The organism is Ferrovibrio sp. GW821-FHT12F09, assembly GCF_058806775.1.
In genome coordinates, this window is the sequence record NZ_JBXAPZ010000002.1 from 288,126 (window position 1) to 312,679 (window position 24,554).

The window sequence follows — 24,554 nt, forward strand, 5'->3', positions numbered from 1 at the left end:
TCAGCTCACTCTACGGTTACGGATTTGGCCAGGTTGCGCGGCTGATCGACATCGGTGCCTTTCAGCACGGCGACATGATAGGCCAACAGCTGCACCGGAATGGCATAGAGGATCGGCGCCACAAAGGGATCGACCTCGGGCAGTTCGACGGTGGCGAAGGTGCGCTCGTCGATATGGGCGAAGCCCTTCCTGTCCGACATGAAAATCACCTTGCCGCCGCGCGCCATCACCTCCTGCATGTTGGAGATGGTCTTTTCGAACAGGCTGTCGCTCGGCGCGATTACGATCACCGGCACCACCTCGTCGATCAGCGCGATCGGACCATGCTTCAGCTCGCCCGCCGCATAGCCTTCGGCATGGATATAGGAAATTTCCTTCAGCTTCAGCGCACCTTCCATGGCCAGCGGATAGCAGGGACCGCGGCCGATATACAGCACGTCGCGCGCATCCATGATCTTCTCGGCCAGGGCATGCAGGGCATCGTCGTGGTTGAGCACCTCGGCCGCCTGGGCCGGCACCTCCATCAGCGCCGCCATCATGCGGGCGAGATCGGCGGCCGGCAGGGATTTGCGGGCCTGCGCCATGGCCAGGGTGAAGGCGGCCAGCGTCACCAGCTGGCAGGTGAAGGCCTTGGTCGAGGCGACGCCGATTTCCGGGCCGGCCTTGGTCGGCAGCACGCCATCGGCTTCGCGCGCCATGCTGCTTTCCGGCACATTGACGATCACCAGGGTGCGGCCACCATTCTGCTTCACATAGCGCAGCGCGGCCAGCGTATCGGCGGTCTCGCCCGACTGCGAGATGAAGATCGCCAGCCCGGCAGGATCGACCGGGGCTTCGCGGTAGCGGAATTCCGAAGCCACATCGACCTCGACATTGATCTTCGCATAGCGCTCCAGCCAGTATTTCGCCACCAGGCCGGAGTAATATGACGTGCCGCAGGCAACGATGGTGATGCGGGTGATCTTGGCCAGATCGAGGCCGAGATCGGGCAGATGCACCAGGCGGTCGGTCGGGCTGACCACGGTATTGATGGTGTCGCCCATCACCGCCGGCTGCTCGTAGATTTCCTTCTGCATGTAGTGGCGGTAGTTGCCCTTGCCGATCATGGCGCCGCTGATCGCGGTCGGCTTCACCACGCGCTCCACCTTCGCATTGCCGGCATCGTAGAACTGCGCGCCGGCGCGGGTCAGCACCACGCTGTCGCCTTCTTCCAGATAGGCGATCCTGTCGGTCAGCGGCGCCAGCGCCAGGGCGTCGGAGCCCAGATACATCTCGCCATTGCCAAAGCCCACGGCCAGCGGCGCGCCGCGACGGGCGCCGATCAGCAGGTCTTCCTTGCCATGGAACAGGATGCCGAGCGCAAAGGCACCGCGCAGGCGGCCGAGCGCAGCCTGCACCGCGGCAACCGGATCGTTGCCTTCGGCCAGATACTGGTCGATCAGGTGCAGGGCCACTTCGGTATCGGTCTGGCTGGTGAAGCTGTGGCCCTTGGCCACCAGTTCCTCGCCCAGCTCGCGGTAATTCTCGATGATGCCGTTATGCACCAGCGCCACGCGCGCCGTGGCATGCGGATGCGCATTGGCCTCGTTGGGTGCGCCATGGGTGGCCCAGCGCGTATGGGCGATGCCGATGAACCCCTGCAGCGGCTGCTGGGTCAGACGCTCTTCCAGATTGACGATCTTGCCCTCGGCACGGCGCCGTTCGATGGCGCCGTTCTGCACCAGAGTGGCGATGCCGGCGGAATCGTAGCCGCGATATTCCAGGCGCTTCAGCCCGTCGATCAGCAGCGGCACGACATTGCGCGTCCCCACCACTCCCACAATGCCACACATACTGCTGCTCCTACTTTTTAGTCTTGAGGGCCGACTTCATGGCGCGGAACTTCGCGGCCAGGCCGGGCTTGTCTTCCTGCCGCGCGCGCGCGACGCTCATCGCATCGGCCGGCACATCGCGGGTGATCACACTGCCGGCCGCCACCATGGCGCCGTCGCCGATCTTCACCGGTGCCACCAGTGCCGAGTTCGAGCCGATGAAGGCGCCGGCCCCGATATCGGTATGCGCCTTGGTGAAGCCGTCGTAATTGCAGGTGATGGTGCCGGCGCCGATATTGGCTTTCGCACCGATGCGGGCGTCGCCGATATAGGTCAGGTGATTGACCTTGGCGCCGGCCTCGATGCTGGCATTCTTGATCTCGACGAAATTGCCGATATGGGCACCGGCCGCGATCCTGGCCCCGGGCCGCAGGCGCGCGAACGGGCCGATCGTCGCACCCGACGCAATGCTGGCGCCCTCGATATGGCTGTGGCTGCGGATCAGCACGCTGTCGGCGATGTTGACGCCCGGGCCGAAGACGACATAGGGCTCGATCACCACATCCTGTCCCAGCACGGTGTCGGTGCGCAGGAACACCGTCTCCGGCGCGGTCATGGTCACGCCGCCGGCCATCGCGGCCTGGCGCAGGCGCTGCTGCATCGCGGCTTCGGCGATACTCAGCTCGGCGCGATTGTTGATGCCCATCACCTCGACCGGATCGGCCTCCACCACGCCGCAGGTCCAGCCCGCCGCATTGGCATGCTCGACCACATCGGTCAGCAGGAATTCGCCCTGCGCATTCTTGTCGCTCAGCTTCGCCAGCAGGGCCGGCAGGCGCTTACCGTCCAGTGCCAGCAGGCCGGCATTGCACAGCGTCACCGCGCGCTCGGCCGCATCTGCATTCTTGTATTCGACGATCTTTTCCAGCAGGCCGTCGGCATTGACGATCAGCCGGCCATAGGCGGCCGGATCGGCGGGGCGAAAGCCGGTGATCACAGCAGCGGGATCATGGGCCGCGCGCCGCGCCGCCAGCAGGTTCTGCAGCAGCGCCGGCGTCAGCAGCGGCGTATCGCCATAGAGCACGATCACGTCGCCGGCAAAGCCCTCCAGCGCCGGCATTGCGGCCATCACCGCATGGCCGGTGCCGCGCGGCGGATCCTGCACGGCAACACTGGCCGGCGCGGCCGCCGCGGCCACCGCGTCATGTCCCTTGCCGATCACCACGACGACACGCTCGGGCTGCAGCGTGGCCGCCGTATCCAGCACATGCCGCAGCATCGCCTGCCCGGCCACCGGATGCAGCACCTTGGGCAGCGTCGACTTCATGCGGGTGCCCTGGCCTGCGGCCAGAACGACAACGGCGGTGGCCAGTTTCGCCATGCTTGGGTTCCGTGTAAAAGGTCGGTGATTCGCCGGCTTTTTTTGCCGCGCGGACTGTCTCACAGTCCAGTCGGAAAGCGGAAATAAATTCCAATTTCGGTCTGTTTCAAGGTCTTACCAATTGTAACGCCTCCCGAACCGCGGAAAAACCATGACCCGGAAAGCCATTCTGTTCGACCTTGACGGCACACTGGTGGATACCGCGCCTGACCTGGCGGCGGCAACCGACTATGCGCTGGACCGCGCCGGGCGGGCGACGATCGGGCTGGACGCGGTGCGCAGCATGGTGGGCGATGGTGCACGCGCCCTGCTGGAAAAAGGCTTCAAGGCCAGCGGCGGCATGCCGGAGCCTGCGGCCTTCGAGATGGCGTTCAAGGATTTCATGATCTATTACGAGCGGCATCTGGCCGATACCAGCCGTCCCTTCCCCGGTGTCACCACCTGCCTGGCCCAGCTGTCCGAACAGGGCTATGCGCTGGGCGTGTGCACCAACAAGCCCGAAGGCTTTTCCCGCAGCCTGCTCGACCAGCTCGGCCTGACCGGGTTCTTCGGCACCATCGTCGGTGGCGACAGCCTGCTGGTGCGCAAACCCGATCCCGGCCATATCCGCGGCACGCTGGACAGGCTCGGCGAGGATTTCGCCTGGGCCGCGATGGTGGGCGACTCCGCCAACGATGTGAATGCCGCCAAAGCCGCCGGCCTGCCCTGCGTGGTGGTCAGCTTCGGCTATACCACCATCCCGCCGGCCGAGCTGGGCGGCGACCGCCTGATCGACCATTTCTCGGATCTGCCCGACGCGCTCATCGCCCTGGGCGGATAGAAGCCGCTTACGCGCTGCCGATCTGGAAGCCGTCGTGCACGCGGGCCGGCGGCAGATGCACCGTCACCTTCGTACCCACGCCCGGCGTGCTCTGGATATCGAGCCAGCCGTCATGCATCTGCACCAGGCGTTCGCTGAGCGGCAACCCCAGGCCGGTGCCGGACTGGCCGCGGGTGAGGGAATTCTGGATCTGGCCGAACGGCTGCCGCGCGATCTTGATCTGCGCTGCCGTCATGCCGACGCCGGTATCGGTCACCACATAGGCAAAGCCGCCGCCTTCGACGCATTCGCCGGTCAGCGTCACCTGGCCGGATTCGGTGAACTTGATCGCGTTGGCCAGCAGGTTGATGAGCACCTGCAACAACGCGCGGCGGTCGGCATGCAGCTGGATCAGCCGTTGCGGCGGCACGACTTTCAGCTCCACGCGACCGCGCTCGATCTTGTCGCGCACCAGGCGCGTCGCCGCCGTCATGATCTCGTCGGCATCGAAATCTTCTTCGGCCAGCTCGAACTTGCCGGCCTCCACCTTCGACAGGTCGAGGATATCGTTGATGATCGCCAGCAGCAGCTCGCCGCTGGCATGGATGTCGCCGGCATATTCGCGATAGCGCGGCACATTCACCGCTCCCAGCATCTCGTTGCGGATGATCGACGAGAAGCCGATGATGGCATTGAGCGGCGTGCGCAGTTCATGGCTCATATTGGCGAGGAATTCCGACTTGGCGCGGTTGGCCTCTTCCGCTGCCCGTTTCGCTGACAGCGCCGCCAGTTCGGCCTGCTCCTTCAGTTCCACCACCCGGCGCTCGCGGAACAGCAGCAGCACCAGCCCGATCACCAGCAGCACGGCAAAACCGGTCAGGATGCCGACGCCGTCGGCAAAGCGGTCGAGCCGGCGCTCCTGCGTCAGCAGCATGTCGCGCGCCGTGCTGCGCGACTGCTCCAGCAGACCCAGCAGCCGGTTGGCGGCATCCTGCGCCCGACCATGGATCAGCGCCATCACGGCGGGCGAATTGGGTTCCTGCCCTGGCACGCCGCGCTCGAACCAGCGCGCGATATCCTGCAGCGCCGGATTGGCCACGGCATGCATGCCGGCCGCTCCCACCATATTGTCGAGATTGTAGTTGGCGCGCAGCGCATCGGCACGGGCGCGGGTGGAATAGAGATACACCGCCACGCGGTTGCGCGATGCATCGCTCGGATCGCGCCGCCAGGCCTCCACCGCCCAGACCAGGTTGCCGATCTCGCGGATCATGGTTTCGGCATCGCGCTCCTGGTCCAGCAGCGTCAGCGGCAGGTCGCGCGCCACCGTGGTGAGCGTATTCTGGATATAGAAGGCAATGCCGAGGACGCCGGCCACCACCAGGATCATAACCGCCGCAATCTGTTGCCGACCGAAGACGAATTTCATCATCAACCCGTCGGCAGGCCACGCGCCCGGTAAAACCGCTCGGCACCCGGATGCAGCGGGATACTGCGTCCGGTGGTGGCGGCCGGGAAACGGATATCCTGCCCGCGCGGATGGCCGCTGCGCAGGATCGCCTGGCCGCGCTCGCTCCACAGCGCCTCCAGGAACCCGGCGATCAGCTCGTCGGGCAGATCGGCGCGGGCGATCAGCTGCGCGCCGACCATCAGGGTCGGAATCTCCGGCTGGCCCGCATAGGTGCCGGCCGGGATGCTGCCGAAGCTGAGGAACGGATTGCGCTGCATCACGCCGCGCACCTGGGCTGCATCCAGCGGCAACAGCCGGGCGCCTGCGGTCGCCAGCGCATCCTCCACCGACTTCACCGGCCAGCCGGCAACGATGAAAAAGGCGTCAAGCTGGCCGCCGGCCATCTGCGGGATGGCCAGGTCGGGCTTGATGTAGAAGGCGCGCAGGTCGCTTTCGGTCAGGGCGTAAGCGCCAAGCAGGTTGCGCACATGGATCAGCGAGCCCGAGCCCGGTTCGTCCAGCGCCACGGCGCGGCCGCGCAGATCGTTGATGCGGCCGATATTGGCCTGGCGGCGCACCACCACATGCATGGCTTCCGAATACAGATGCGCAACGAAGCGCAGCCGGTCCTGCGAGGGCCGGTTGGCATAAATCTCCTTCGAGCCATAAGCCCAGGTGGCGACATCGGCCTGCACCAGCGCCATCTCGATCTCGCCGTTCTGCAGGGCCGTCGCATTGGCGACCGAGCCATTCGAGGTCTGCGCCACCGCCACCAGGCCGGTCACGCCACACCGGCCGTCACGCTCCTGCCCGGCCGCACAGCCCGGGCCAAGCGGCGTCTCGCTGACCGCACGGGCGATCAGACTGCCGACCGGAAAATACGTGCCGCTTTCACCGCCGGTGCCGATCCGCACCACGGCCGGCGCCTGCTGGGCCGCGGCCGGCAGGACCTGCACCGCCAGGCCGGCCAGCCCCAGCACCGCCAGGACCAGCCGGGTCGTGACGCGGGGGCGCAGCGGGGCGGGCGCGCTCATCTATTCGGCATCCGGCTGCTGCGCCGGCGCGGCCCTGGCAAAGGCCTCCAGCGTTTGGCAGGCCGCCTCGATCCGCATCACGGTCGGGCAGCCCGAGAAATCGCATTTGAAGCGGCGGCCGTTGGCCACCTGCGGCACCAGGCAGATATCGGCCATGGTCGGCGTGTCGCCATGGCAGAAGCGGCCGGTGTCCGGGCTGGCCGCCAGCAGCTTTTCCACCGCCTGCAGACCATCTTCCACCCAGTGGCGATACCAGGCGTCCTTCTGCTCTTCCGAGACGCCGAGCGTGCCGGTCAGGTAGCGCAGCACGCGGGGGTTGTTGATCGGATGGATTTCGCAGGCCACCGCCAGTGCCAGGGCCCGCACCCGGGCGCGGGCCGCCGGATCCTTCGGCAGCAGTGCCGGTTCGGGATGGGTTTCCTCCAGATATTCCATAATCGCCAGCGACTGGGTCATCTGGGTGCCGTCATCGCCGACCAGCACCGGCAGCAGCTTCTGCGGATTGATCGCAGCAAAGCTGTCCTTCAGCTGCTCCAGCTTGGCCAGATGGATAAAGGTCTGGTCGTAGGCCAGGCCTTTCAGATTGAGCGCGATCCGGACCCGATAGGCGGCCGAGGACCGGAAATACCCATATAGCAGCATAGCCCCCCTCCAATGCGCCGGATTCTACCGCAGTCTCGTTATGTTACAAAGCCTTGTCGGGATTATTGGACCATCGAAAGGGTTGCCGCGCCGTCAGCGCCCGCTCTATTGTCGGCGCGCCCTGCGGACCCCATCTGTCCGGCATGGGCCAATGGATGGCACAGGCTGGCAGGGTAGCCTTAGAACATGCGTCTGACGATTAACGGCGAAATGCGCGACATGGCGGCAGCGGCAACCGTGGCACAGCTGCTGGGCGCCCTGGAGCTGGATGCGCGCAAGATCGCCATCGAGCTGAACCGCGAGATCGTACCGCGCTCGGCCTATGACGCGACCGCGCTCAACGACGGCGACAAGATCGAGATCGTGCATTTCATCGGCGGCGGCAATGCGCCGCTGGGGCAGGACGATTATTTCGAGGTGGCGGGCAAGCGTTTCCGCTCGCGCCTGCTGGTCGGCACCGGCAAATACAAGGATTTCGAGCAGACCAAGCTGGCCATCGAGGCCTCGGGCGCCGAGATCGTCACCGTGGCCGTGCGCCGCGTGAATGTCACCGACCGCAACCAGCCGATGCTGGTCGATTACGTCGATCCCAAGATCTACACCTACCTGCCCAACACCGCCGGCTGTTTCACCGCCGACGACGCCGTCCGCACGCTACGCCTGGCGCGCGAGGCCGGCGGCTGGAAACTGGTGAAGCTGGAAGTGCTGGGCGACCAGAAGACCCTCTACCCCGACATGGAAGCCACACTGGCCGCGACGAAGCTGCTGGTGAAAGAGGGCTTCGACGTCATGGTTTACTGCGCCGACGACCCGATCGCGGCGAAGAAGCTGGAAGAGCTGGGCGCCTGCGCCATCATGCCGCTGGCCGCGCCGATCGGCTCGGGCCTGGGCGTACAGAACCCGGTCGGCATTCGCGTCATCATCGAGAATGCGAAAGTACCGGTGCTGGTGGATGCCGGCGTCGGCACCGCGTCGGACGCCGCCATCGCCATGGAACTGGGCTGCGACGGCGTGCTGATGAACACCGCGATTGCCGAAGCCAAGGACCCGATCCGCATGGCCCGGGCGATGAAGCTGGCCATCGAAGCCGGCCGCCTCGCCTATCAGGCCGGCCGCATGCCGAAGAAACTGTATGCTGATCCTTCGTCGCCGCTTGCCGGCCTGATTTAAACCTTGTCGGGGCGGTCGTGAACGAACTCATCCAGCTCTTTGCCGAATTCCGCGTCTGGTTTTCATCGCTCCTTGATATCGACCGCCTGATCACGGATTACCGTGAGTGGTTCTATATCATCACCTTCGTCTGGACCTTCCTGGAAGGCGAGACCTTCGTGATCTTCGCCGGTGCCGCTGCCAGCCAGGGCATGCTGCACATGTACTGGCTGATTGCCGCCGCCTGGCTCGGCAGCTTCTGCGGCGACCAGCTTTATTTCTGGGTCGGCCGCCAGTATGGCCACCGCCTGCTCAAGCGCTTCCCCAAGCTGCAGGGCGGCGTCAACGTCGCCCTCGACATGCTGCACAAATACCATGTCGGCTTCATCCTCAGCTTCCGCTTCATCTATGGCGTGCGCAATTTTTCGTCGCTGGCCATGGGCATGAGCATGATCTCCTGGCCGCGCTTCGCCGCGCTCAACTTTGTCGCGGCCGGCCTCTGGGCCAATGCCTTCAGCTGGGCGGGCTACCTGCTCGGCGTGATGTTCGAGGCGGCGCTGGGTAATATCGCCAAGGATTTCGGCCTGATCATGCTGGGCATCTTTGCCGTCGTCGGCATCGTGCTGTTCTTCGTGCATCGCCGCGGCAAGAAGAATTTCGAGGCCAAGGTGGCAGCGCAACAGAAGCAGCAGGTCGCCCCGCCGACCAGCGTGGACTAGGCGACATCCACCTTATCCATCTTCGCATTCAGCTTGTCGATGATGCGGTCAAGCTGAGCCGCCTCGTCCACCGTCAAGGCCGTCAGCAGGTCGCGCTCGAAGCCCAGCGCCAGCGGCGCGATCTCGCTGTACACCGTGAGGCCCTTTTTAGACAAAGTGAGCCGCGACTTGCGCTTGTCGCCATCGTCGCGCACCCGCTCCAGCAGGCCCTTGCTTTCCAGCGCCGCCACCGCGCGGCTGACCGTCACCTTGTCCATCGCCGAGCGCTCGACCACGTCGTTGGCGGTCAGGCCCGGATAACGGCCGAGATTCGCCACCACCCGCCATTCCGGAATGCTGATGCCGAAACGCTCCGCATAATGACGGGACAGGGCGCCGCTGATGCGGTTGGTCACCACCGACAGCCGGTAAGGCAGGAAGCGCTCCAGCGCGAGCGGGCTTTTGGGCATTTTGGGTCCTCGGGACCTTGAATATAGTTTCAATTGTAACTAATATTGTGACTAATCGCAATTCAGTCCTCTGGGAGGAGTTACCCCATGGCCGACCTGTTCGACAACCCGATGAATACCGACGGTTTCGAGTTCATCGAATATGCCGCCCCCGAGCCCGAGAAGCTGGCCGCGCTGTTCGAGCGCATGGGCTTCCAGGCGGTGGCGAAGCACCGCTCCAAGAATGTGACGCTGTACCGCCAGGGCGACGTCAATTTCATCCTCAATGCCGAACCCGCCAGCTTCGCCCAGAGCTTCGCCCGCATCCACGGCCCGTCCATCTGCGCCATGGCTTTCCGCGTGAAGGATGCGCCGAAAGCCTACAAGCGCGCCGTCGAACTTGGCGCCTGGGGCGTCGAGGCCCATGCCGGCCCGATGGAGCTGAACATCCCCGCCATCAAAGGCATCGGCGATAGCCTGATCTATCTGGTCGACCGCTATGGCGAACGCGGCACCATCTACGATGTCGACTTCGTGCCGATCCCGGGCGTCGACCGCAACCCGAAGGGCGTCGGCCTCACCTATGTCGATCACCTGACCCATAACGTGCATCGCGGCCGCATGGGCGAATGGGCCGGCTTCTACGAACGCCTCTTCAATTTCCGCGAGATCAAGTATTTCGACATCGAGGGCAAGCTGACCGGCCTGAAGTCGAAGGCGATGACCAGCCCCTGCGGCAAGATCCGCATCCCGATCAACGAAAGCTCCGACGACAAGTCGCAGATCGCCGAATACCTGACGGCCTATCACGGCGAAGGCATCCAGCATGTGGCGATGGGCACCGACGATATCTACAGCACCGTCAGTGCGCTGCGCGGCCGCGACCTGCCCTTCCAGTCGACCAACGACACCTATTTCGACCAGATCAACGAGCGCCTCCCCGGCCATGGCGAGGATGTCGCCCGCCTGAAGGAGCTGCAGATCCTGATCGATGGCGCGCCGACCAAGGGTCAGGGTCTGCTGCTGCAGATTTTCACCGAGAACGCCATCGGGCCCATTTTTTACGAGATCATCCAGCGCAAGGGCAATGACGGCTTCGGCGAAGGCAACTTCAAGGCGCTGTTCGAGTCCATCGAACTCGACCAGATCCGCCGCGGCGTGCTGAAGGCCAATTAAGAAAAACAGGTCCAGGAGGAAACGCCCATGGGTAAGAACTGGATACCGATGAGCCATAGCGAGGGCACGGCCGCGAAGCAGGCCCATGTCGCCCTCCCCGATGGCACCTACGAACGCGAGATGAGCAAGGAGGGCTTCTTCGGCCCCGCCGCACATCTCTATCACCAGAATCCGCCGACCGGCTGGATCGACTGGGAAGGCCCGCTGAAACCCCGCGCCTTCGATACGGCGAAATTCGCCGATGCGGTGGATTGTCCGTGGAAGGCGAAGACGCTGCTGTCGAACGCCCATGTGCAGTATCGCCATATGACGATGACGGCACCGATGGACCATCTGGTGCGCAACGGCGACGGCGACGAGCTGCTGTTCGTGCATGACGGCGACGGCGATCTCTACTGCGACTTCGGCCGGCTGTCCTACAGCGAAGGCGATTACATCATGCTGCCGCGCGGCACCATGTGGCGCCTGGAGCCGAAGAGCCCGAGCAAGTTCCTGCTCATTGAAGCCACCAACGACAGCTACCGCCTGCCCGACAAGGGTCTGGTCGGGCCGCATGCGATCTTCGATCCCGGCGTGCTGCAGATTCCCAAACTGGACACACCGTTCCTCGCCCAGCAGCAGGTGAAAAAGCCCTGGCGCATCGTCATCAAGCGGCGCAGCCAGCTTTCCACCGTCACCTATCCGTTCAACCCGCTGGATGTGGTGGGCTGGAAGGGCGATCTCACCGCGGTGAAGCTCAACTGGCGCGACATCCGTCCGCTGATGAGCCACCGCTATCACCTGCCGCCCAGCGCGCACACCACCTTCCTGGCCAGCCGGTTTGTGGTCTGCACCTTCGTGCCGCGCCCGATTGAATCCGACCCCGAGGCGCTGAAAGTGCCGTTCTTCCACAACAATGACGACTACGACGAGGTGATCTTCTATCACCGCGGCAGCTTCTTCAGCCGCGACAACATCCATCCCGGCATGATCAGCCTGCATCCCTGCGGCTTCACCCATGGCCCGCATCCGAAGGCCTTCGCCGCCGGTGCGAAAGCCGCCAAAAAAGAGACCGACGAAGTGGCGGTGATGCTGGATACCCGCGACGCGCTGGATGTCGGCGCTGCGGCCGACAGCATCGAATTCACCGGCTATGCGGCGAGCTGGAATCCGGACGGATTCAAACAGGCGGCGGAGTAGTTTTCTCGTCGCTCCCGCGAAAGCGGGAGCCCAGTCTTTCCACCGCCTGGATTCCCGCTTTCGCGGGAATGACGATGTAAAATTCATATAGGGAGACACCCACCCATGAAACTTGCCTCGCTGCGGCATGGCCGCGACGGCCGCCTCACCGTCGTCAGCCGCGACCTGAAAACCATGCTGCCGGTGGATGGACTCTGCCCCACACTGCAGATGGCGCTCGACTCATGGGCCGTGATGGCACCGAAGCTGCAGGAGCGGTACGACGCCCTGAACAAAGGCACGGCCACCGGCGCGATTGCTTACGATCCGCAGAAGCTGCATGCGCCGCTGCCGCGTAGCTTTCAGTGGTGCGACGGCTCGGCCTATCTCAATCATGTCGAACTGGTGCGCAAGGCGCGCAATGCGGTGATGCCGCCGGAATTCCTGCATGACCCGCTGATGTACCAGGGCGGTTCGGATGACTTCCTGCCCCCCACCGCCGATATCGAAGTGGCCGATGAATCTTACGGCATCGATTTCGAGGGCGAGGTCGCCGCCATCACCGGCGACGTGCCGATGGGTGCTTCATCCACCGAGGCCGCAAAGCATATCCGCCTGCTGATGCTGGTGAACGATGTCAGTCTGCGCAACCTGATCCCCGGCGAACTGGCGAAAGGCTTCGGCTTCTTCCACGGCAAGCCGTCCACGGCTTTCGCGCCGGTCGCCGTCACGCCCGATGAACTGGGCAGCGACTGGAAAGACAACAAGGTGATGCGCCCGCTGGTGACGCATCTGAACGGCAAGCCGTTCGGCGCACCCGACGCCGGCACCGACATGCAGTTCAGCCTCGCCGATCTGGTGGCCCATGCGGCGAAGACGCGGCGTCTGCGCGCCGGCTGCATCGTCGGCAGCGGCACAGTATCGAACCGCGATGCCAGCAAGGGCTTCTCCTGCCTGGCCGAGATCCGCATGATCGAGACCATTGCCGACGGCAAGCCGAAGACCCCATTCATGTCGTTTGGCGATCATGTCCGTATGGAAATGACAGACAGCAAGGGCCAGTCGATCTTCGGCGCGATTGACCAGACCGTGGTGAAGTACAACACCTAGCTCAACGCACAGCCCGCACTGGTGCATCCACCAACTCGGGTTTGCCGCCAGCGAGCGGCCCGGCCGTGCCCGCCACCACATCGAAGGGGAAACCCAGCGTGATGGCACTGGCTTCGTCCAGCCGGGCGATCTGCGCCGGCGTCAGCGTCACATTAAAGGCTGCCAGATTGTCGTCGAGCTGCGCCAGCGTGCGTGGACCGAGGATCGGCAGCGTACCCTTCCCCAGCACCCAAGCAATCGCCACCTGCCCAGCCGAATGACCGGTTTCCTGCGCCACCGCCAGCACCGCATCCACCGTCGCGGTCTTGCGTGCATCGCTTTCGGCATGGATCACAGCCCCCAGTCCCTGCGCGCGACCGGTCTCGCCCTTGCGGTATTTGCCGGTCAGTAGCCCGCCCCCCAGCGGCGACCAGCCGACCACGCCGAGATTGAAAGCCGCGGCCATCGGCAGCAATTCGCGCTCCGCCGTACGCTCGACCAGGCTGTATTCCAGCTGAACGGCGGAAACCGGCGTCCAGCCGCGCAGTTCCGCCAGCGTCACTGCCGTAGCCACGCGCCAGGCCGGAAAATCCGACAACCCGGCGTAAAGAATCTTGCCCGCACGGATCAGGTCATCCAGGCTGCGTGCAATTTCATCGACCGGCGTGACGCCATCGGGCATATGCACCCAGAGCAGATCCAAACGGTCGGTCTTCAGCCTCTTCAGGCTAGCCTCCACCGACTGCACCATCGCCTTGCGGCTGTTGCCGCTGCGTTGCAAACCTGCCGCCGGGCTGTCACCGAGTGAGTATTTCGTCGTCAGTACGACATCGTCGCGCTCGGCAGCAATGAATTCGCCAACCATCGTTTCCGACTGGCCGAACTGGTACTGGTCCGCTGTATCGATGAAATTGCCGCCGGCTTCACGGTAGCGCGCGTAGATCGCCTGCGCCTCGGCGCGGTCGGAACCATAGCCCCAGCCCTTGCCGAAATTGCCCGTACCGAGGGCAAAGCTGGAAACTCGCAGGCCGGTCTGGCCGAAAATCCGGTAACGCATGGCAGTTCCTTTCGATATGCACACGAAAGGTAGGGTGCTGCGCTGCGCATCTCCATCGGACCTGCATATGGCGGGACCAAACCTAGGTATAATGGACTAGCCGGCGATCCCCAGCGCGCGATCCGACACATAGGGATTGCTGCTGCGCTCCTGCCCGAAGGTCGAGAGCGGCCCGTGGCCCGGCACGAAGGTGATGTCGTCGCCGAGCGGGAACAGCCGCTCGCGGATCGAGCGGACGAGATCGGCCGCATTACCGCGCGGGAAATCGGTGCGGCCGACCGAGCCCTGGAAGATCACGTCGCCCACCAGCGCCGCCTTCGATGGCCCGTGATAGAACACCACATGGCCCGGCGTATGGCCCGGACAGTGGATGACGTCGAGCACCAGGTTGCCCACGGTGACGGTGTCGCCATGCTGCAGCCAGCGCGTCGGCGTGAAGCTGCGGCTGGGCGGGAAGCCATACTGCTTGGCCGCCGCCGGCATGCCGTCGATCCAGAACTTGTCATCCTCATGCGGCCCCTCGATGGGCAGGCCGAGCTGCTCGGCGATCTCCATCACCGCGCCGGCATGATCCAGATGGCCATGGGTGACCAGCAGCTTTTCCAGGGTCACGCCCTGGCGCGCGACCGCGGCCAGCAGCATCTCGGGCTCGCCGCCGGCATCGACCAGGGCGCCGCGCATGGTCTGCGGGCACCAGATCAGCGAGCAGTTCTGCTGGAACGGCGTGACGGGATTGATCTCGACATGCAGCGCGGGCTGGTCGGCGGGGTCTGGGGCGGTCATGGCTCCGGATTAACCGGCCGGCGGCGTCAAGGCAATTGTCACCGCATAATACCCTCATAAAGGGGCGGTATTTGTTTCATAATCTACTGTAACCAGAAACGAAGCCAAATGAAGCGCTGCGATGCCCGACGGCCGCCCATCGTCCCGGCCGGCCTGCGGCGGTTTTCCGCCATCCGGCCAGAGAAAAGACCGCCGCGCAAAACCCTGTTTCACGTGAAGCATCCCGCGAACATCGGAGCCGGCCGAAAGCTGTCCACAGGCCACCGGCTCCCAGCGCGATCAACGGGTTGCCCCCTGCTGTGCGATGGTGTACGGCAGGCGGTCTGGTCAACGAACGGCGATGGAATCGCATGGCAACGGCACGGAAATCCGCAGCAAAACCGACGGCGAAGCGGCCGCGCGTCATCTATGTGCTGAACGGTCCGAACCTGAACATGCTGGGCCTGCGCCAGCCCGAGATTTATGGCCGCGACACGCTGGCCGATGTGGAAAAGCTCTGCCAGGCCGCCGGCAAGCGGCTGGGCCTGCCCATCGTGTTCCGCCAGAGCAATTACGAGGGCGAGCTGGTCACCTGGATCCAGGAGACCCGCACCAAGGCCGCCGGCATCGTCTTGAATGCCGGCGCCTATACCCATACCTCCGTCGCCATCCTGGATGCGATCAATGCCGCCGAGACGCCCTGCGTCGAGGTGCATCTGTCCAACATCCACCGCCGTGAAAACTTCCGCCATCATTCCTATGTGTCGCTCGCGGCCAGGGGCATGATCTGCGGCTTCGGCCCCAAGGGTTACGTGCTGGCGCTCGAAGCGCTGGCCGATATCGTCTGAACCGTTTTCTTCGTCTCGCGAATACAGGAGTAGCGCATGGCCGCGCCCAAGGATAAAGCCAAGGACAGCCGCATCGACCAGCAGATGATCCGCGATCTCGCCGACCTGCTGAACGAAACCGGCCTGACCGAGATCGAGTGGGGCGAAGGCCCGTTGAAGGTGCGCGTCACCAAGGCCGGCGCGCCGGTTTATGCCGCCGCCCCCGCGCCCACGATTGCCGCTGCGGCCGCGGCAGCAGCCGTTGCCGCCACCGGCGCTGCGCCGGCCGCAAGCGACGATGCCAGCCATCCCGGCGCCGTGAAGTCGCCGATGGTCGGCACCGTCTACACCTCGCCCGAGCCGGGTGCGGCGCCCTTCGTCAAGGTGGGCGACAGCGTGGCTGCCGGCCAGACCGTGCTGATCGTCGAAGCCATGAAGACCATGAACCCGATCACCGCCACCAAGGGCGGGCGCGTCGCGCGCATCCTGATCGAGAACCAGCAGCCGGTCGAATTCGGCCAGCCGCTGCTGGTCATCGAGTAACAGGACAGGGCCGCGTATCATGTTCGACAAGGTGCTGATCGCCAACCGCGGCGAGATCGCGCTCCGCATCCATCGCGCCTGCCGCGAGATGGGTATCCGCACCGTTGCCGTGCATTCCACCGCCGATGCCGATGCGATGCATGTACGCATCGCCGACGAGTCCGTCTGCATCGGCCCGCCGCCGTCCAGCCAGAGCTACCTCAACATCCCCGCCATCATCTCGGCCGCCGAGATCACCGGCGCCGATGCGATCCATCCCGGCTACGGCTTCCTGTCGGAGAACGCCAAGTTCGCCGAGATCGTCGAAGCCCATGGCATCACCTTCATCGGCCCGACCTCCGAGCATATCAAGCTGATGGGCGACAAGATCACCGCCAAGGAAGCGGCGCGTGAACTCGGCATCCCGGTGGTGCCCGGCTCGAAGGGCGCGGTGGACGACGAGGCGCAGGGGCTCAAGCTTGCCGCCGACATGGGCTATCCGGTGCTGATCAAGGCCACCGCCGGCGGCGGCGGCCGCGGTATGAAGGTGGTGCGCTCCCCGGCCGAATTCGGTCCGGCGCTGCAGCAGGCCCGCTCGGAAGCACGCAATGCCTTCGGCAACGACCAGGTTTACGTTGAGAAATATCTCGCCCGTCCGCGCCATATCGAGATCCAGATCTTCGGCGACGGCCAGGGCAATGCCGTGCATCTGGGCGAACGCGACTGCTCGCTGCAGCGCCGCCACCAGAAGGTTCTCGAAGAGGCCCGCTCGCCGGCGCTGAACGACGACCAGCGCGTGCAGATCGGCGACATCGCCGCCAAGGCCATCGCCAAGCTGAACTACCGTGGCGCCGGCACCATCGAATTCCTGTTCGAGAATGGCGAATTCTACTTCATCGAGATGAACACCCGCCTGCAGGTGGAGCATCCGGTGACCGAAGCCATCACCGGCCTCGACCTGGTGCGCGAGCAGCTGCGCATCGCCGATGGCGCGCCGCTGGGCTATAGCCAGGCCGACATCAAGTTCAGCGGCCATGCCATCGAATGCCGCATCAATGCCGAGAATCCGCGCACCTTCGCGCCCTCGCCCGGCCGCGTCACCGATTATCACGCGCCCGGTGGGCTCGGCGTTCGTGTCGACTCTGCGCTCTACACCGGCTACCAGATTCCACCGCATTATGACTCGCTGATCGGCAAGCTGATCGTGCATGGCACCAGCCGCAACGAATGCCTGATGCGGCTGCGCCGCTCGCTGGAGGAATATGTGATCGGCGGCATCGAGACGACGATTCCGCTGCATCTGGCGCTGATCAACGAGCCCGACTTCGTCAATGGCGCCTACGACATCCACTGGCTGGAAGAATTTATCGCCAGGCAGGGCTGATCTTGGCCGGGGCGCGTCCTAGCTCTTCCGCATGAGCACGCGCCCCGAACCGCTCACCCCCGAATTGCTGCTGCAGGCCTATGCCCGCGGCTATTTCCCGATGGCCGATGCGGCCGACGATCCCGGTTATTACTGGGTCTATCCGAAATATCGCGGCGTCATTCCGCTGGATGGCTTTCACCTGCCGCGCAAGCTGGCGCGCAAGGTGCGCAGCGAGACCTTCCGCGTCACCGTGGATACCGATTTCCCCGGCGTGATGGCGGCCTGCGCCGAACCGACAGAGCATATGCAGCGCCGCAACACCTGGATCAACACGCCGATCCGCGAGGCCTATACCCAGCTGCATCGTCTGGGCTTTGCCCACAGCGTCGAATGCTGGGACGACAGCGGCGCCATGGTCGGCGGCCTCTATGGCGTGCATCTGGGCGCTGCCTTCTTCGGCGAGAGCATGTTCAGCCGCGCGACCGATGCCTCAAAGGTGGCGCTGGTGCATCTGATCGGCCGCCTGCTGGCCGGCGGCTTCACCCTACTGGATACGCAGTTCGTCACGCCGCATCTGGCGCAGTTCGGCGCGGTGGAGATCAAACGCGAGCAGTATCTGGACCTGCTGTACGACGCGTTGCCGCGGCGTGCGGATTTCTACGGCCTGCGCGGCGATGCGCCGGCGGCGCTGGTCCTGCAGTCGATCACCCAGACGTCGTAGACCGGATGCTCCAGCGGGTTGAGGCCCGGGCTGGAGGCGAACATCCAGCCCTTGAACAGCGCGTTGGCTTCCTGCTCGGGCCGCTGCTCGACGATTTCGAGGAAGGCCATGCTTTCGGGCGGATATTCCGGCGGCCGCTTGCGGCAGGTGCGCGGCGTCACCTTCAGCGTGCCGAAGCCGATGGTCTGATCGACCGGCGCCTCGAAGGTGTAGATGCGCGCGGTGATCTTATCCAGGCCCTGCAGGACGACGACCGGCATCGGCGTGGACGGATACTGCGGCATGGGATCGGGCATCTGCGCATGCGCAGCAGGTGCGGTCAGCAGCGCGACGGCCAGCAGAAGACGACGGAACGCGCGCACGAAAAACTCTCTGACGGTCAGTTGGCCTTGGGCGCGATGCCCTGCAGCGGGTTGAGCTCGGCATCGCCGCCGCTCTTCTCTTTGTCCTTGCCGCCACCGGCGCCGGTGGCGCTGAAGATGGCCTGGCCGATCAAATCCATCAGGTTGACGGAGCCCTGCGTGTACTTGATCTCACTGCCCGGCTTCAGCGTGGTGTTGCTGCCGCCCGGCTCGACCGAGATGAAGTTGCCGCCCAGCAGGCCCTCGGACGCGATCTTCACAGCAGAGTCCTCGGGCAGCTGATAGCGGCTGTCGACCGAGAAGCTGACGATGGCGTCAAAGGTCTTGGGATCCAGAGCCTGCTTGGTCACGGTGCCGATCTTGATGCCGCTCATGCGCACATCGCCGCCCACCACCAGACCGTCGGCGCGGTTGAAGCGCGCCTGCAACTCATAGCCGGACATGCGGCTGCTGCCGACGCCGCCGGTGGTATAGGCGAAGGCCAGGAAAAAACCGGCGACGAGCAGCACCACAGCGCCGATCAGCGTCTCCACCAGATTGCCGTTCATCCCCTGCCCCTGCCTGTGACTGCGCTGTCGTCGTTATTCAGGCTGCCAGGCCTGGTAGTCGCCGGTCGCGGCGGGGCGGCGACCGCCCTTGGCGACGCTGCCCTGCGGCCGGTAGGCGTAAGGCGTGCCGCTCAGATTCGGCAGATGCTCTTTCTCCCACGGCTTGTGCTCGACGCCATGGATCGGCGCGTCGTCGACCGTGTAATGCAGCCAGGCATGCCATTCCGGCGGCACCTTGGAGGCTTCCGCCAGGCCGTTGTAAAGCACCCAGCGCTTGCGCTTGCCGTCCTTGAGACGGAAATAGCGGTTGCCGAAGCCGTCGGTGCCGACGTGCTCGCCCTTCCACCAGGTGAAAAGCTTGGTGCCGATCAGACTCATGAAACGCCCACCTCAGGCCGGGAATCCGGCTGGAAATACAGCCGGAATATGGCATTGCGGGCGGCTGCGGGCAAGCCTTCGCTGGGCCTGCTGCGAGTCGATATCAGGCCGGAAGACTTTGATTATCCGGCTTTTTTCTCTGCCAGATAGCCGCGACGCACGGCTTCCGCCAGCATCGCCTGCACATAGGCCCATAGACGCGGCGAGGCATCTGCCACCAGGCTCTTACGCGCCAGCACCTGGTCCAGCGTCACGCCGTATTCACGCCAGGTGCCACCTTCCGTGTGGAAGTTGTGCAGCATCGGCTGCACGCGGTCGATGGCACGGGCGAATTTCGCATCCTTGGTCTCGCGCGCCTCGAACTCGTCCCACAGCGCCCGGAAGGCCGTGCCCTGTTCCGCCGGCAGCATCCCGAACAGCCGGTCGGCGGCCTGCTGCTCGCGCGCGTCCTTGTCCTCGGTCGCCACTACGTCATAGAGGAAGGTGTCGCCGGCATCGATCTCGACCAGATCGTGCCACAGCAGCATCTGGATCACGCGGCCGATATCGACGCCCGGTTCGGCATATTCGGCCAGCACCAGCGCCATGGTGGCCAGATGCCAGGAATGCTCGGCGTCATTCTCGCGCCGCGACGCATCCATGATCAGCGTGCGCCGCAGGATGGTCTTCAGCTTGTCGATCTCGACAATGAAGCCGATCTGCTGCTCAAGACGATTGTCCATCACGCCGCGCTCAACGCGCCGTGATCAGCGCGATTTCCTGGGCGAATTCCTTTTGCAGCTCGCCACGCGCCACGCTCTCGAAGGCCGGGTATTTCTTCGCCGCCGCCTGCAGCGCCGGGTTATCCAGCGGCAGTTCTTCGGGCCGCAGGATATCGCCCGCCTTCACGCCGCCCTTCTGGCCGACGCCAAGCACGGCGCGGGTCAGCACGGTGGTCAGCAGGCGCTGGCCCTCGCCGCTGGCGAAATAGCCGTCCAGCGCCTCGATCTCGCCGCGTGTGTAGCTCTGGCTGGCGGCATTGACCACGGCGCCGCGGAAGCGCGGCCCGGCACTGGGCGCGCGCTGGCGCAGCTCGGCGGCGCGCTGCTGCTCGGCCGGAGTGCCGGCCGGCAGGAAGTTCAGATAGAGCTGGGTGATGGTCTCGACGCGCTTCTCCAGGCCGATGGTCGTCATCAGCTTTTCGGCCGCCGCCCGGGTGGCCTTGTCCTGGGCCAGACTCGGGCCCGCCACGAGAGCGGAAAAAATCATGGCGGCAGCAAGCAATAGAGGGCGCATGGGGCGAATCCTGAAGAACTCAACGAGTCATAGTCATAAGCCTAAATATGGCGAAATCCAGTCAAGAGAACGTAAAAAGAACCATCCTGAATTAATTAATATTCTCCATTTGCTCCGACTCACGAGAGGTCCCTAGATTTAGCGCCTGTTGCGGGGGCTTGGTAACCAGATATTGGGTTTTCCAACCGAAACAACGCTTTGATTTCATTAGGTTCGGCGGGAGAATCACGCAATGCGTATTCAGCGGCATTTTACGGTGGCCGGTCAGGATGCTTATGCCGGACTGGAGTGGAAAACCACCAGCAGCGAAATCCGCAATCCCGACGGCAGCAGCGTCTTCAAGCTCGATCGCCTGGAAGTGCCGGCCGGCTGGAGCCAGGTGGCCGCCGATGTGCTGGCGCAGAAGTATTTCCGTCGCGCCGGCGTGCCGGTGGCGATGCGCCCGGTCGAGGAAAGCGACGTGCCGGAATTCCTGTGGCGCCGCGAGGCCGACACGGATGCGCTCAGCAGCCTGCCTGAGAAAGATCGCTTCACCCAGGAGACCAGCGGCCGCGAAGTGTTCGACCGCCTCGCCGGCACCTGGGCCTACTGGGGCTGGAAGGGCGGCTATTTCGACAGTGAAGAGGACGCCAGCGCCTTCTTCGACGAGATGCGCTTCATGCTGGCGGCGCAGATCGCCGCGCCCAACTCGCCGCAATGGTTCAACACCGGACTCCATTGGGCCTATGGCATCGACGGCCCGGCCCAGGGCCATCATTACGTGGACTTCAAGACCGGCCTGCTGACCAGTTCGGCCTCGGCCTACGAACATCCGCAGCCGCATGCCTGCTTCATCCAGTCGGTACAGGACGACCTCGTCAACGAGGGCGGCATCATGGACCTGTGGGTGCGCGAGGCGCGCCTGTTCAAATACGGCTCGGGCACCGGCAGCAACTTCTCCAAGCTGCGCGGCGAGAACGAACGGCTCTCGGGCGGCGGCAAGTCGTCGGGCCTGATGAGCTTCCTCAAGATCGGCGACCGTGCCGCCGGCGCCATCAAGTCGGGCGGCACCACGCGGCGTGCCGCGAAAATGGTGATCTGCGATATCGACCATCCCGATATCGAGCAGTTCATCGACTGGAAGGTGAAGGAAGAGCAGAAGGTGGCGGCGCTGGTCACCGGCTCGAAGCTGTCTCAGCAGCATCTGGGCGCCATCATGGCCGCCTGCCAGCTCGGCAGCGGCGAGGCGCGTTTCGATGCGAAGAAGAATGCGCAGCTGCGCAAGGAAATCCTTGCCGCGCGCAAGGTGATGATCCCGGAAAACTACATCCAGCGCGTGGTGCAGTTCGCCAAGCAGGGCTACACCGCCATCGATTTCCCGGCTTACGACACCGACTGGGATTCGGAAGCCTATCTTTCGGTCTCGGGCCAGAATTCCAACAACTCGGTGCGCGTGTCCGATGGCTTCCTGCAGGCCGTGGAACAGGACGGCGACTGGAACCTGATCCGCCGCAACGACGGCAAGCCGGCGAAGACGCTGAAGGCGCGCCAGCTCTGGGAACAGGTCGGCTATGCCGCCTGGGCCTCGGCCGATCCGGGCATCCAGTTCGATACCAGCATCAACGACTGGCATACCTGCCCGGCCGACGGCCGCATCAATGCGTCGAACCCGTGCTCGGAATACATGTTCCTCGACGACACGGCCTGCAACCTCGCCTCGATGAACCTGATGTGCTTCCGCCAGGCGGATGGCAAGTTCGACATCGCCGGTTTCGAACATGCGACGCGGCTGTGGACCGTGGTGCTGGAAATCAGCGTTCTCATGGCGCAGTTCCCCAGCAAGGAGATCGCCGAGCGCTCTTACAAGTTCCGCACGCTGGGCCTGGGCTACGCCAATCTCGGCGCCCTGTTGATGTCCTGCGGATTCTCGTATGACTCCGAAGCCGGCCGCGCGCTCTGCGGCGCCATCACCTCGCTGATGACCGGCGTGTCCTATGCCACCTCGGCCGAGATGGCCGGCGAACTGGGCCCCTTCCCCGGCTATGCGCCGAATGCCGAGAACATGCTGCGGGTGATCCGCAACCATCGCCGCGCCGCCCAGGGCGACCATTTCGGCTATGACGGCCTCACCACGCCGCCGGTGCCGCTGGATCATGCCAGCTGCCCCGATGCGGCATTGCTGACCGCCGCGGAAGCCGTGTGGACCCGCGCGCTGGAGCTGGGCACCCAGCATGGCTACCGCAACGCGCAGGTCAGCGTGATCGCGCCGACCGGCACCATCGGCCTGGTGATGGATTGCGACACCACCGGCATCGAACCCGACTTCGCGCTGGTGAAGTTCAAGAAGCTGGCCGGCGGCGGCTATTTCAAGATCATCAACCGCACCGTGCCGCTGGCGCTGAAGACGCTGGGTTACAACGACGGCCAGATCAAGGGCATCATCGACTATGCCGTCGGTCATGGCACGCTCGATGGCGCACCCGGGATCAACCACGAGACCCTGGCGGCGCGCGGCCTTGGCGCTGCCGCCATCGCCAAGGTGGAGGCCGGCCTGCCCGGCGCCTTCGATATCAAGTTCGTGCTGAACCGCTGGACGCTCGGCACCGATACCTGCAAGGCGCTCGGCTTCACCGACGCCCAGCTCGACGATCCGGCCTTCGACCTGCTGACGGCGCTGGGCTTCAGCAGCGTCGAAATCGCCGCCGCCAATCTCCATTGCTGCGGCGCCATGACGGTGGAAGGCGCGCCCTACCTGCAGGACAAGCACCTGTCGGTGTTCGACTGCGCCAATCCCTGCGGCAAGGACGGCGTGCGTTTCCTCTCGGCCGAAAGCCATATCCGCATGATGGCGGCGGCCCAGCCCTTCATCACCGGCGCGATTTCGAAAACCATCAACATGCCCAACCTCGCCACCGTCGAGGATTGCAAGCAGGCCTACATGCTGTCGTGGAAACTCGGCTGCAAGGCGATGGCGCTGTATCGCGATGGCTCCAAGCTGAGCCAGCCGCTGCAGGCGCAGATGCTGGATGATGATGTCGACGCCATGGAGACGATTGCCGAGCAGGTGGCGGAAGCCCCGGCAGCGGCGCGCGCCCAGATCATCGCCGAGCGCATCGTCGAGAAGCATATCGCCGGCCGCCTGAAACTGCCGCTGCGCCGCAAGGGCTATACCCAGAAGGCCATCGTCGGTGGACATAAAGTGTATCTGCGCACCGGCGAATATGACGAGGGCAAGCTGGGCGAGATCTTCATCGACATGCACAAGGAAGGCGCCGCCTTCCGCAGCCTGATGAACAACTTCGCCATCGCCATCTCCATCGGCCTGCAGTATGGCGTGCCGCTGGAAGAGTTCGTCGATGCCTATACCTTCACCCGCTTCGAGCCTTCGGGGATGGTGGAAGGCAACGACGTCATCAAGATGTCGACCTCGATCCTCGACTATGTGTTCCGCGAGTTGGCGATCAGCTACCTCGGCCGCACCGACCTGGCCCATGTGCAGCCGGAAGACCTGCGCCACGATGCGCTGGGCGCCAAGGAGCTGCCGGCCTCCGAGAAGGTGAAGGTCGAGCAGGAGCAGATCAAGGTCGCCTCCACCGGCTATATCCGCTCCAACCTCTATGTGCTGAAGGGCGGCCAGAATCGCGCGCCGGCGACGGAACTGCAGGCCACCGGCACGGATGGACCGATGATGCATGTCACCACCGACACGCATATCCATGCCGAAATGGATGTGCCTGTGGCCGCAATGGGCGGCGGCAACGGCACCCCCAGCGTGGCGCAGCAGCGCTCGCTGGCGCGCATGAAAGGCTATGAGGGCGACAGCTGTCCCGAATGCGGCAACTTCACCCTGGTGCGCAACGGCACCTGCCTGAAATGCGACAGTTGCGGCGGCACCACGGGCTGTTCGTAAGATACCGCCGG

General features: G+C 64.6%; 24 protein-coding genes. 11 read left to right on the top strand and 13 right to left on the bottom strand.

Going from position 1 to position 24,554, the window contains the following annotated elements; all coding sequences use genetic code 11:
* Nucleotides 1–5: 5 nt before the first annotated feature.
* Together glmS and glmU are read right to left on the bottom strand one after the other, a co-directional pair.
* On the bottom strand, nucleotides 6–1,832 hold the full coding sequence (gene glmS / locus AC1ROB_RS14310; RefSeq protein ID WP_492970466.1) for a glutamine--fructose-6-phosphate transaminase (isomerizing): 1,827 nt from the start codon (nucleotides 1,830–1,832) through the stop codon (nucleotides 6–8).
* Between the two features lie 10 nt (nucleotides 1,833–1,842).
* The gene (gene glmU / locus AC1ROB_RS14315; protein ID WP_492970465.1) at nucleotides 1,843–3,192 is read right to left on the bottom strand and encodes a bifunctional UDP-N-acetylglucosamine diphosphorylase/glucosamine-1-phosphate N-acetyltransferase GlmU; all 1,350 of its coding nucleotides are present in this window, start codon (nucleotides 3,190–3,192) and stop codon (nucleotides 1,843–1,845) included.
* A gap of 151 nt (nucleotides 3,193–3,343) precedes the next feature.
* Here glmU and gph point away from each other — a divergent pair, with 151 nt between their 5' ends.
* Nucleotides 3,344–4,012 (top strand): phosphoglycolate phosphatase, encoded by a 669-nt coding sequence (gene gph, locus AC1ROB_RS14320; protein ID WP_492970464.1) that lies wholly within the window; start codon nucleotides 3,344–3,346, stop codon nucleotides 4,010–4,012.
* A 7-nt stretch (nucleotides 4,013–4,019) separates the two neighbouring features.
* On the opposite strand, the gene AC1ROB_RS14325 is transcribed toward gph, so the two are convergent.
* The 3 genes from AC1ROB_RS14325 to maiA are packed head-to-tail and all read right to left on the bottom strand — an operon-like array spanning nucleotide 4,020 to nucleotide 7,117.
* Nucleotides 4,020–5,423: a sensor histidine kinase gene (locus tag AC1ROB_RS14325; protein WP_492970463.1), complete on the bottom strand. Its 1,404-nt coding sequence runs from the start codon at nucleotides 5,421–5,423 to the stop codon at nucleotides 4,020–4,022.
* Nucleotides 5,423–6,475, bottom strand: coding sequence for a TAXI family TRAP transporter solute-binding subunit (locus AC1ROB_RS14330; RefSeq protein WP_492970462.1), 1,053 nt, complete (start codon nucleotides 6,473–6,475; stop codon nucleotides 5,423–5,425). The genes AC1ROB_RS14325 and AC1ROB_RS14330 overlap by 1 nt, the downstream gene beginning before the upstream one ends.
* A complete protein-coding gene (maiA, locus tag AC1ROB_RS14335; RefSeq protein WP_492970461.1) occupies nucleotides 6,476–7,117 on the bottom strand; it encodes a maleylacetoacetate isomerase in 642 nt (213 codons plus the stop codon). It lies immediately after the preceding gene.
* A 186-nt stretch (nucleotides 7,118–7,303) separates the two neighbouring features.
* Between maiA and thiS the strand changes: the two genes are divergently transcribed.
* Together thiS and AC1ROB_RS14345 are read left to right on the top strand one after the other, a co-directional pair.
* Entirely contained in the window at nucleotides 7,304–8,287 is a 984-nt protein-coding gene (gene thiS / locus AC1ROB_RS14340; RefSeq protein WP_492970460.1) for a sulfur carrier protein ThiS, read from the top strand.
* 17 nt (nucleotides 8,288–8,304) lie between these two features.
* Nucleotides 8,305–8,985, top strand: a complete 681-nt coding sequence (locus tag AC1ROB_RS14345; RefSeq protein WP_492970459.1) for a DedA family protein — start codon at nucleotides 8,305–8,307, stop codon at nucleotides 8,983–8,985.
* On the opposite strand, the gene AC1ROB_RS14350 is transcribed toward AC1ROB_RS14345, so the two are convergent.
* A complete protein-coding gene (locus AC1ROB_RS14350; protein WP_492970458.1) occupies nucleotides 8,982–9,434 on the bottom strand; it encodes a MarR family winged helix-turn-helix transcriptional regulator in 453 nt (150 codons plus the stop codon). The two genes, AC1ROB_RS14345 and AC1ROB_RS14350, sit on opposite strands and share 4 nt — an antisense overlap.
* Before the next feature lie 87 nt (nucleotides 9,435–9,521).
* On the opposite strand from AC1ROB_RS14350, the gene hppD reads away from it, so the two are divergent.
* The 3 genes from hppD (at nucleotide 9,522) to AC1ROB_RS14365 (ending at nucleotide 12,857) form a co-directional block, all read left to right on the top strand.
* Nucleotides 9,522–10,589: a 4-hydroxyphenylpyruvate dioxygenase gene (gene hppD / locus AC1ROB_RS14355; protein ID WP_492970457.1), complete on the top strand. Its 1,068-nt coding sequence runs from the start codon at nucleotides 9,522–9,524 to the stop codon at nucleotides 10,587–10,589.
* Between the two features lie 27 nt (nucleotides 10,590–10,616).
* Entirely contained in the window at nucleotides 10,617–11,768 is a 1,152-nt protein-coding gene (locus AC1ROB_RS14360; protein WP_492970456.1) for a homogentisate 1,2-dioxygenase, read from the top strand.
* Nucleotides 11,769–11,873: 105 nt separating this feature from the next.
* Nucleotides 11,874–12,857, top strand: a complete 984-nt coding sequence (locus AC1ROB_RS14365) for a fumarylacetoacetate hydrolase family protein (protein ID WP_492970455.1) — start codon at nucleotides 11,874–11,876, stop codon at nucleotides 12,855–12,857.
* A gap of 1 nt (nucleotide 12,858) precedes the next feature.
* Here the strand turns inward: AC1ROB_RS14365 and AC1ROB_RS14370 are convergent, their stop codons facing one another.
* Together AC1ROB_RS14370 and AC1ROB_RS14375 are read right to left on the bottom strand one after the other, a co-directional pair.
* Nucleotides 12,859–13,893, bottom strand: coding sequence for an aldo/keto reductase (locus AC1ROB_RS14370; RefSeq protein ID WP_492970454.1), 1,035 nt, complete (start codon nucleotides 13,891–13,893; stop codon nucleotides 12,859–12,861).
* Nucleotides 13,894–13,989: 96 nt separating this feature from the next.
* Nucleotides 13,990–14,676, bottom strand: a complete 687-nt coding sequence (locus tag AC1ROB_RS14375; RefSeq protein ID WP_492970453.1) for an MBL fold metallo-hydrolase — start codon at nucleotides 14,674–14,676, stop codon at nucleotides 13,990–13,992.
* 350 nt (nucleotides 14,677–15,026) lie between these two features.
* On the opposite strand from AC1ROB_RS14375, the gene aroQ reads away from it, so the two are divergent.
* Genes aroQ through aat form a run of 4 tightly spaced genes read left to right on the top strand, consistent with a single transcriptional unit; the run spans nucleotide 15,027 to nucleotide 18,091 of the window.
* On the top strand, nucleotides 15,027–15,503 hold the full coding sequence (gene aroQ, locus AC1ROB_RS14380; RefSeq protein WP_492970452.1) for a type II 3-dehydroquinate dehydratase: 477 nt from the start codon (nucleotides 15,027–15,029) through the stop codon (nucleotides 15,501–15,503).
* A gap of 36 nt (nucleotides 15,504–15,539) precedes the next feature.
* Nucleotides 15,540–16,025 (top strand): acetyl-CoA carboxylase biotin carboxyl carrier protein, encoded by a 486-nt coding sequence (gene accB / locus AC1ROB_RS14385; RefSeq protein ID WP_492970451.1) that lies wholly within the window; start codon nucleotides 15,540–15,542, stop codon nucleotides 16,023–16,025.
* Between the two features lie 19 nt (nucleotides 16,026–16,044).
* On the top strand, nucleotides 16,045–17,388 hold the full coding sequence (accC, locus tag AC1ROB_RS14390; protein ID WP_492970450.1) for an acetyl-CoA carboxylase biotin carboxylase subunit: 1,344 nt from the start codon (nucleotides 16,045–16,047) through the stop codon (nucleotides 17,386–17,388).
* 31 nt (nucleotides 17,389–17,419) lie between these two features.
* Nucleotides 17,420–18,091, top strand: coding sequence for a leucyl/phenylalanyl-tRNA--protein transferase (gene aat, locus AC1ROB_RS14395; protein ID WP_492970449.1), 672 nt, complete (start codon nucleotides 17,420–17,422; stop codon nucleotides 18,089–18,091).
* On the opposite strand, the gene AC1ROB_RS14400 is transcribed toward aat, so the two are convergent.
* From AC1ROB_RS14400 to AC1ROB_RS14420, 5 genes are all read right to left on the bottom strand, one after another.
* Nucleotides 18,028–18,453, bottom strand: a complete 426-nt coding sequence (locus AC1ROB_RS14400; protein WP_492970448.1) for a DUF2155 domain-containing protein — start codon at nucleotides 18,451–18,453, stop codon at nucleotides 18,028–18,030. The genes aat and AC1ROB_RS14400 overlap by 64 nt on opposite strands.
* A gap of 17 nt (nucleotides 18,454–18,470) precedes the next feature.
* Entirely contained in the window at nucleotides 18,471–19,001 is a 531-nt protein-coding gene (gene mlaD / locus AC1ROB_RS14405) for an outer membrane lipid asymmetry maintenance protein MlaD (RefSeq protein WP_492970447.1), read from the bottom strand.
* 33 nt (nucleotides 19,002–19,034) lie between these two features.
* Nucleotides 19,035–19,379: an NADH:ubiquinone oxidoreductase subunit NDUFA12 gene (locus AC1ROB_RS14410; RefSeq protein ID WP_492970446.1), complete on the bottom strand. Its 345-nt coding sequence runs from the start codon at nucleotides 19,377–19,379 to the stop codon at nucleotides 19,035–19,037.
* A 122-nt stretch (nucleotides 19,380–19,501) separates the two neighbouring features.
* On the bottom strand, nucleotides 19,502–20,101 hold the full coding sequence (locus AC1ROB_RS14415; protein WP_492970445.1) for an HD domain-containing protein: 600 nt from the start codon (nucleotides 20,099–20,101) through the stop codon (nucleotides 19,502–19,504).
* Between the two features lie 10 nt (nucleotides 20,102–20,111).
* Nucleotides 20,112–20,654 (bottom strand): DUF2059 domain-containing protein, encoded by a 543-nt coding sequence (locus tag AC1ROB_RS14420; protein WP_492970444.1) that lies wholly within the window; start codon nucleotides 20,652–20,654, stop codon nucleotides 20,112–20,114.
* Between the two features lie 232 nt (nucleotides 20,655–20,886).
* On the opposite strand from AC1ROB_RS14420, the gene AC1ROB_RS14425 reads away from it, so the two are divergent.
* On the top strand, nucleotides 20,887–24,543 hold the full coding sequence (locus tag AC1ROB_RS14425; protein ID WP_492970443.1) for a vitamin B12-dependent ribonucleotide reductase: 3,657 nt from the start codon (nucleotides 20,887–20,889) through the stop codon (nucleotides 24,541–24,543).
* Nucleotides 24,544–24,554 lie beyond the last annotated feature (11 nt).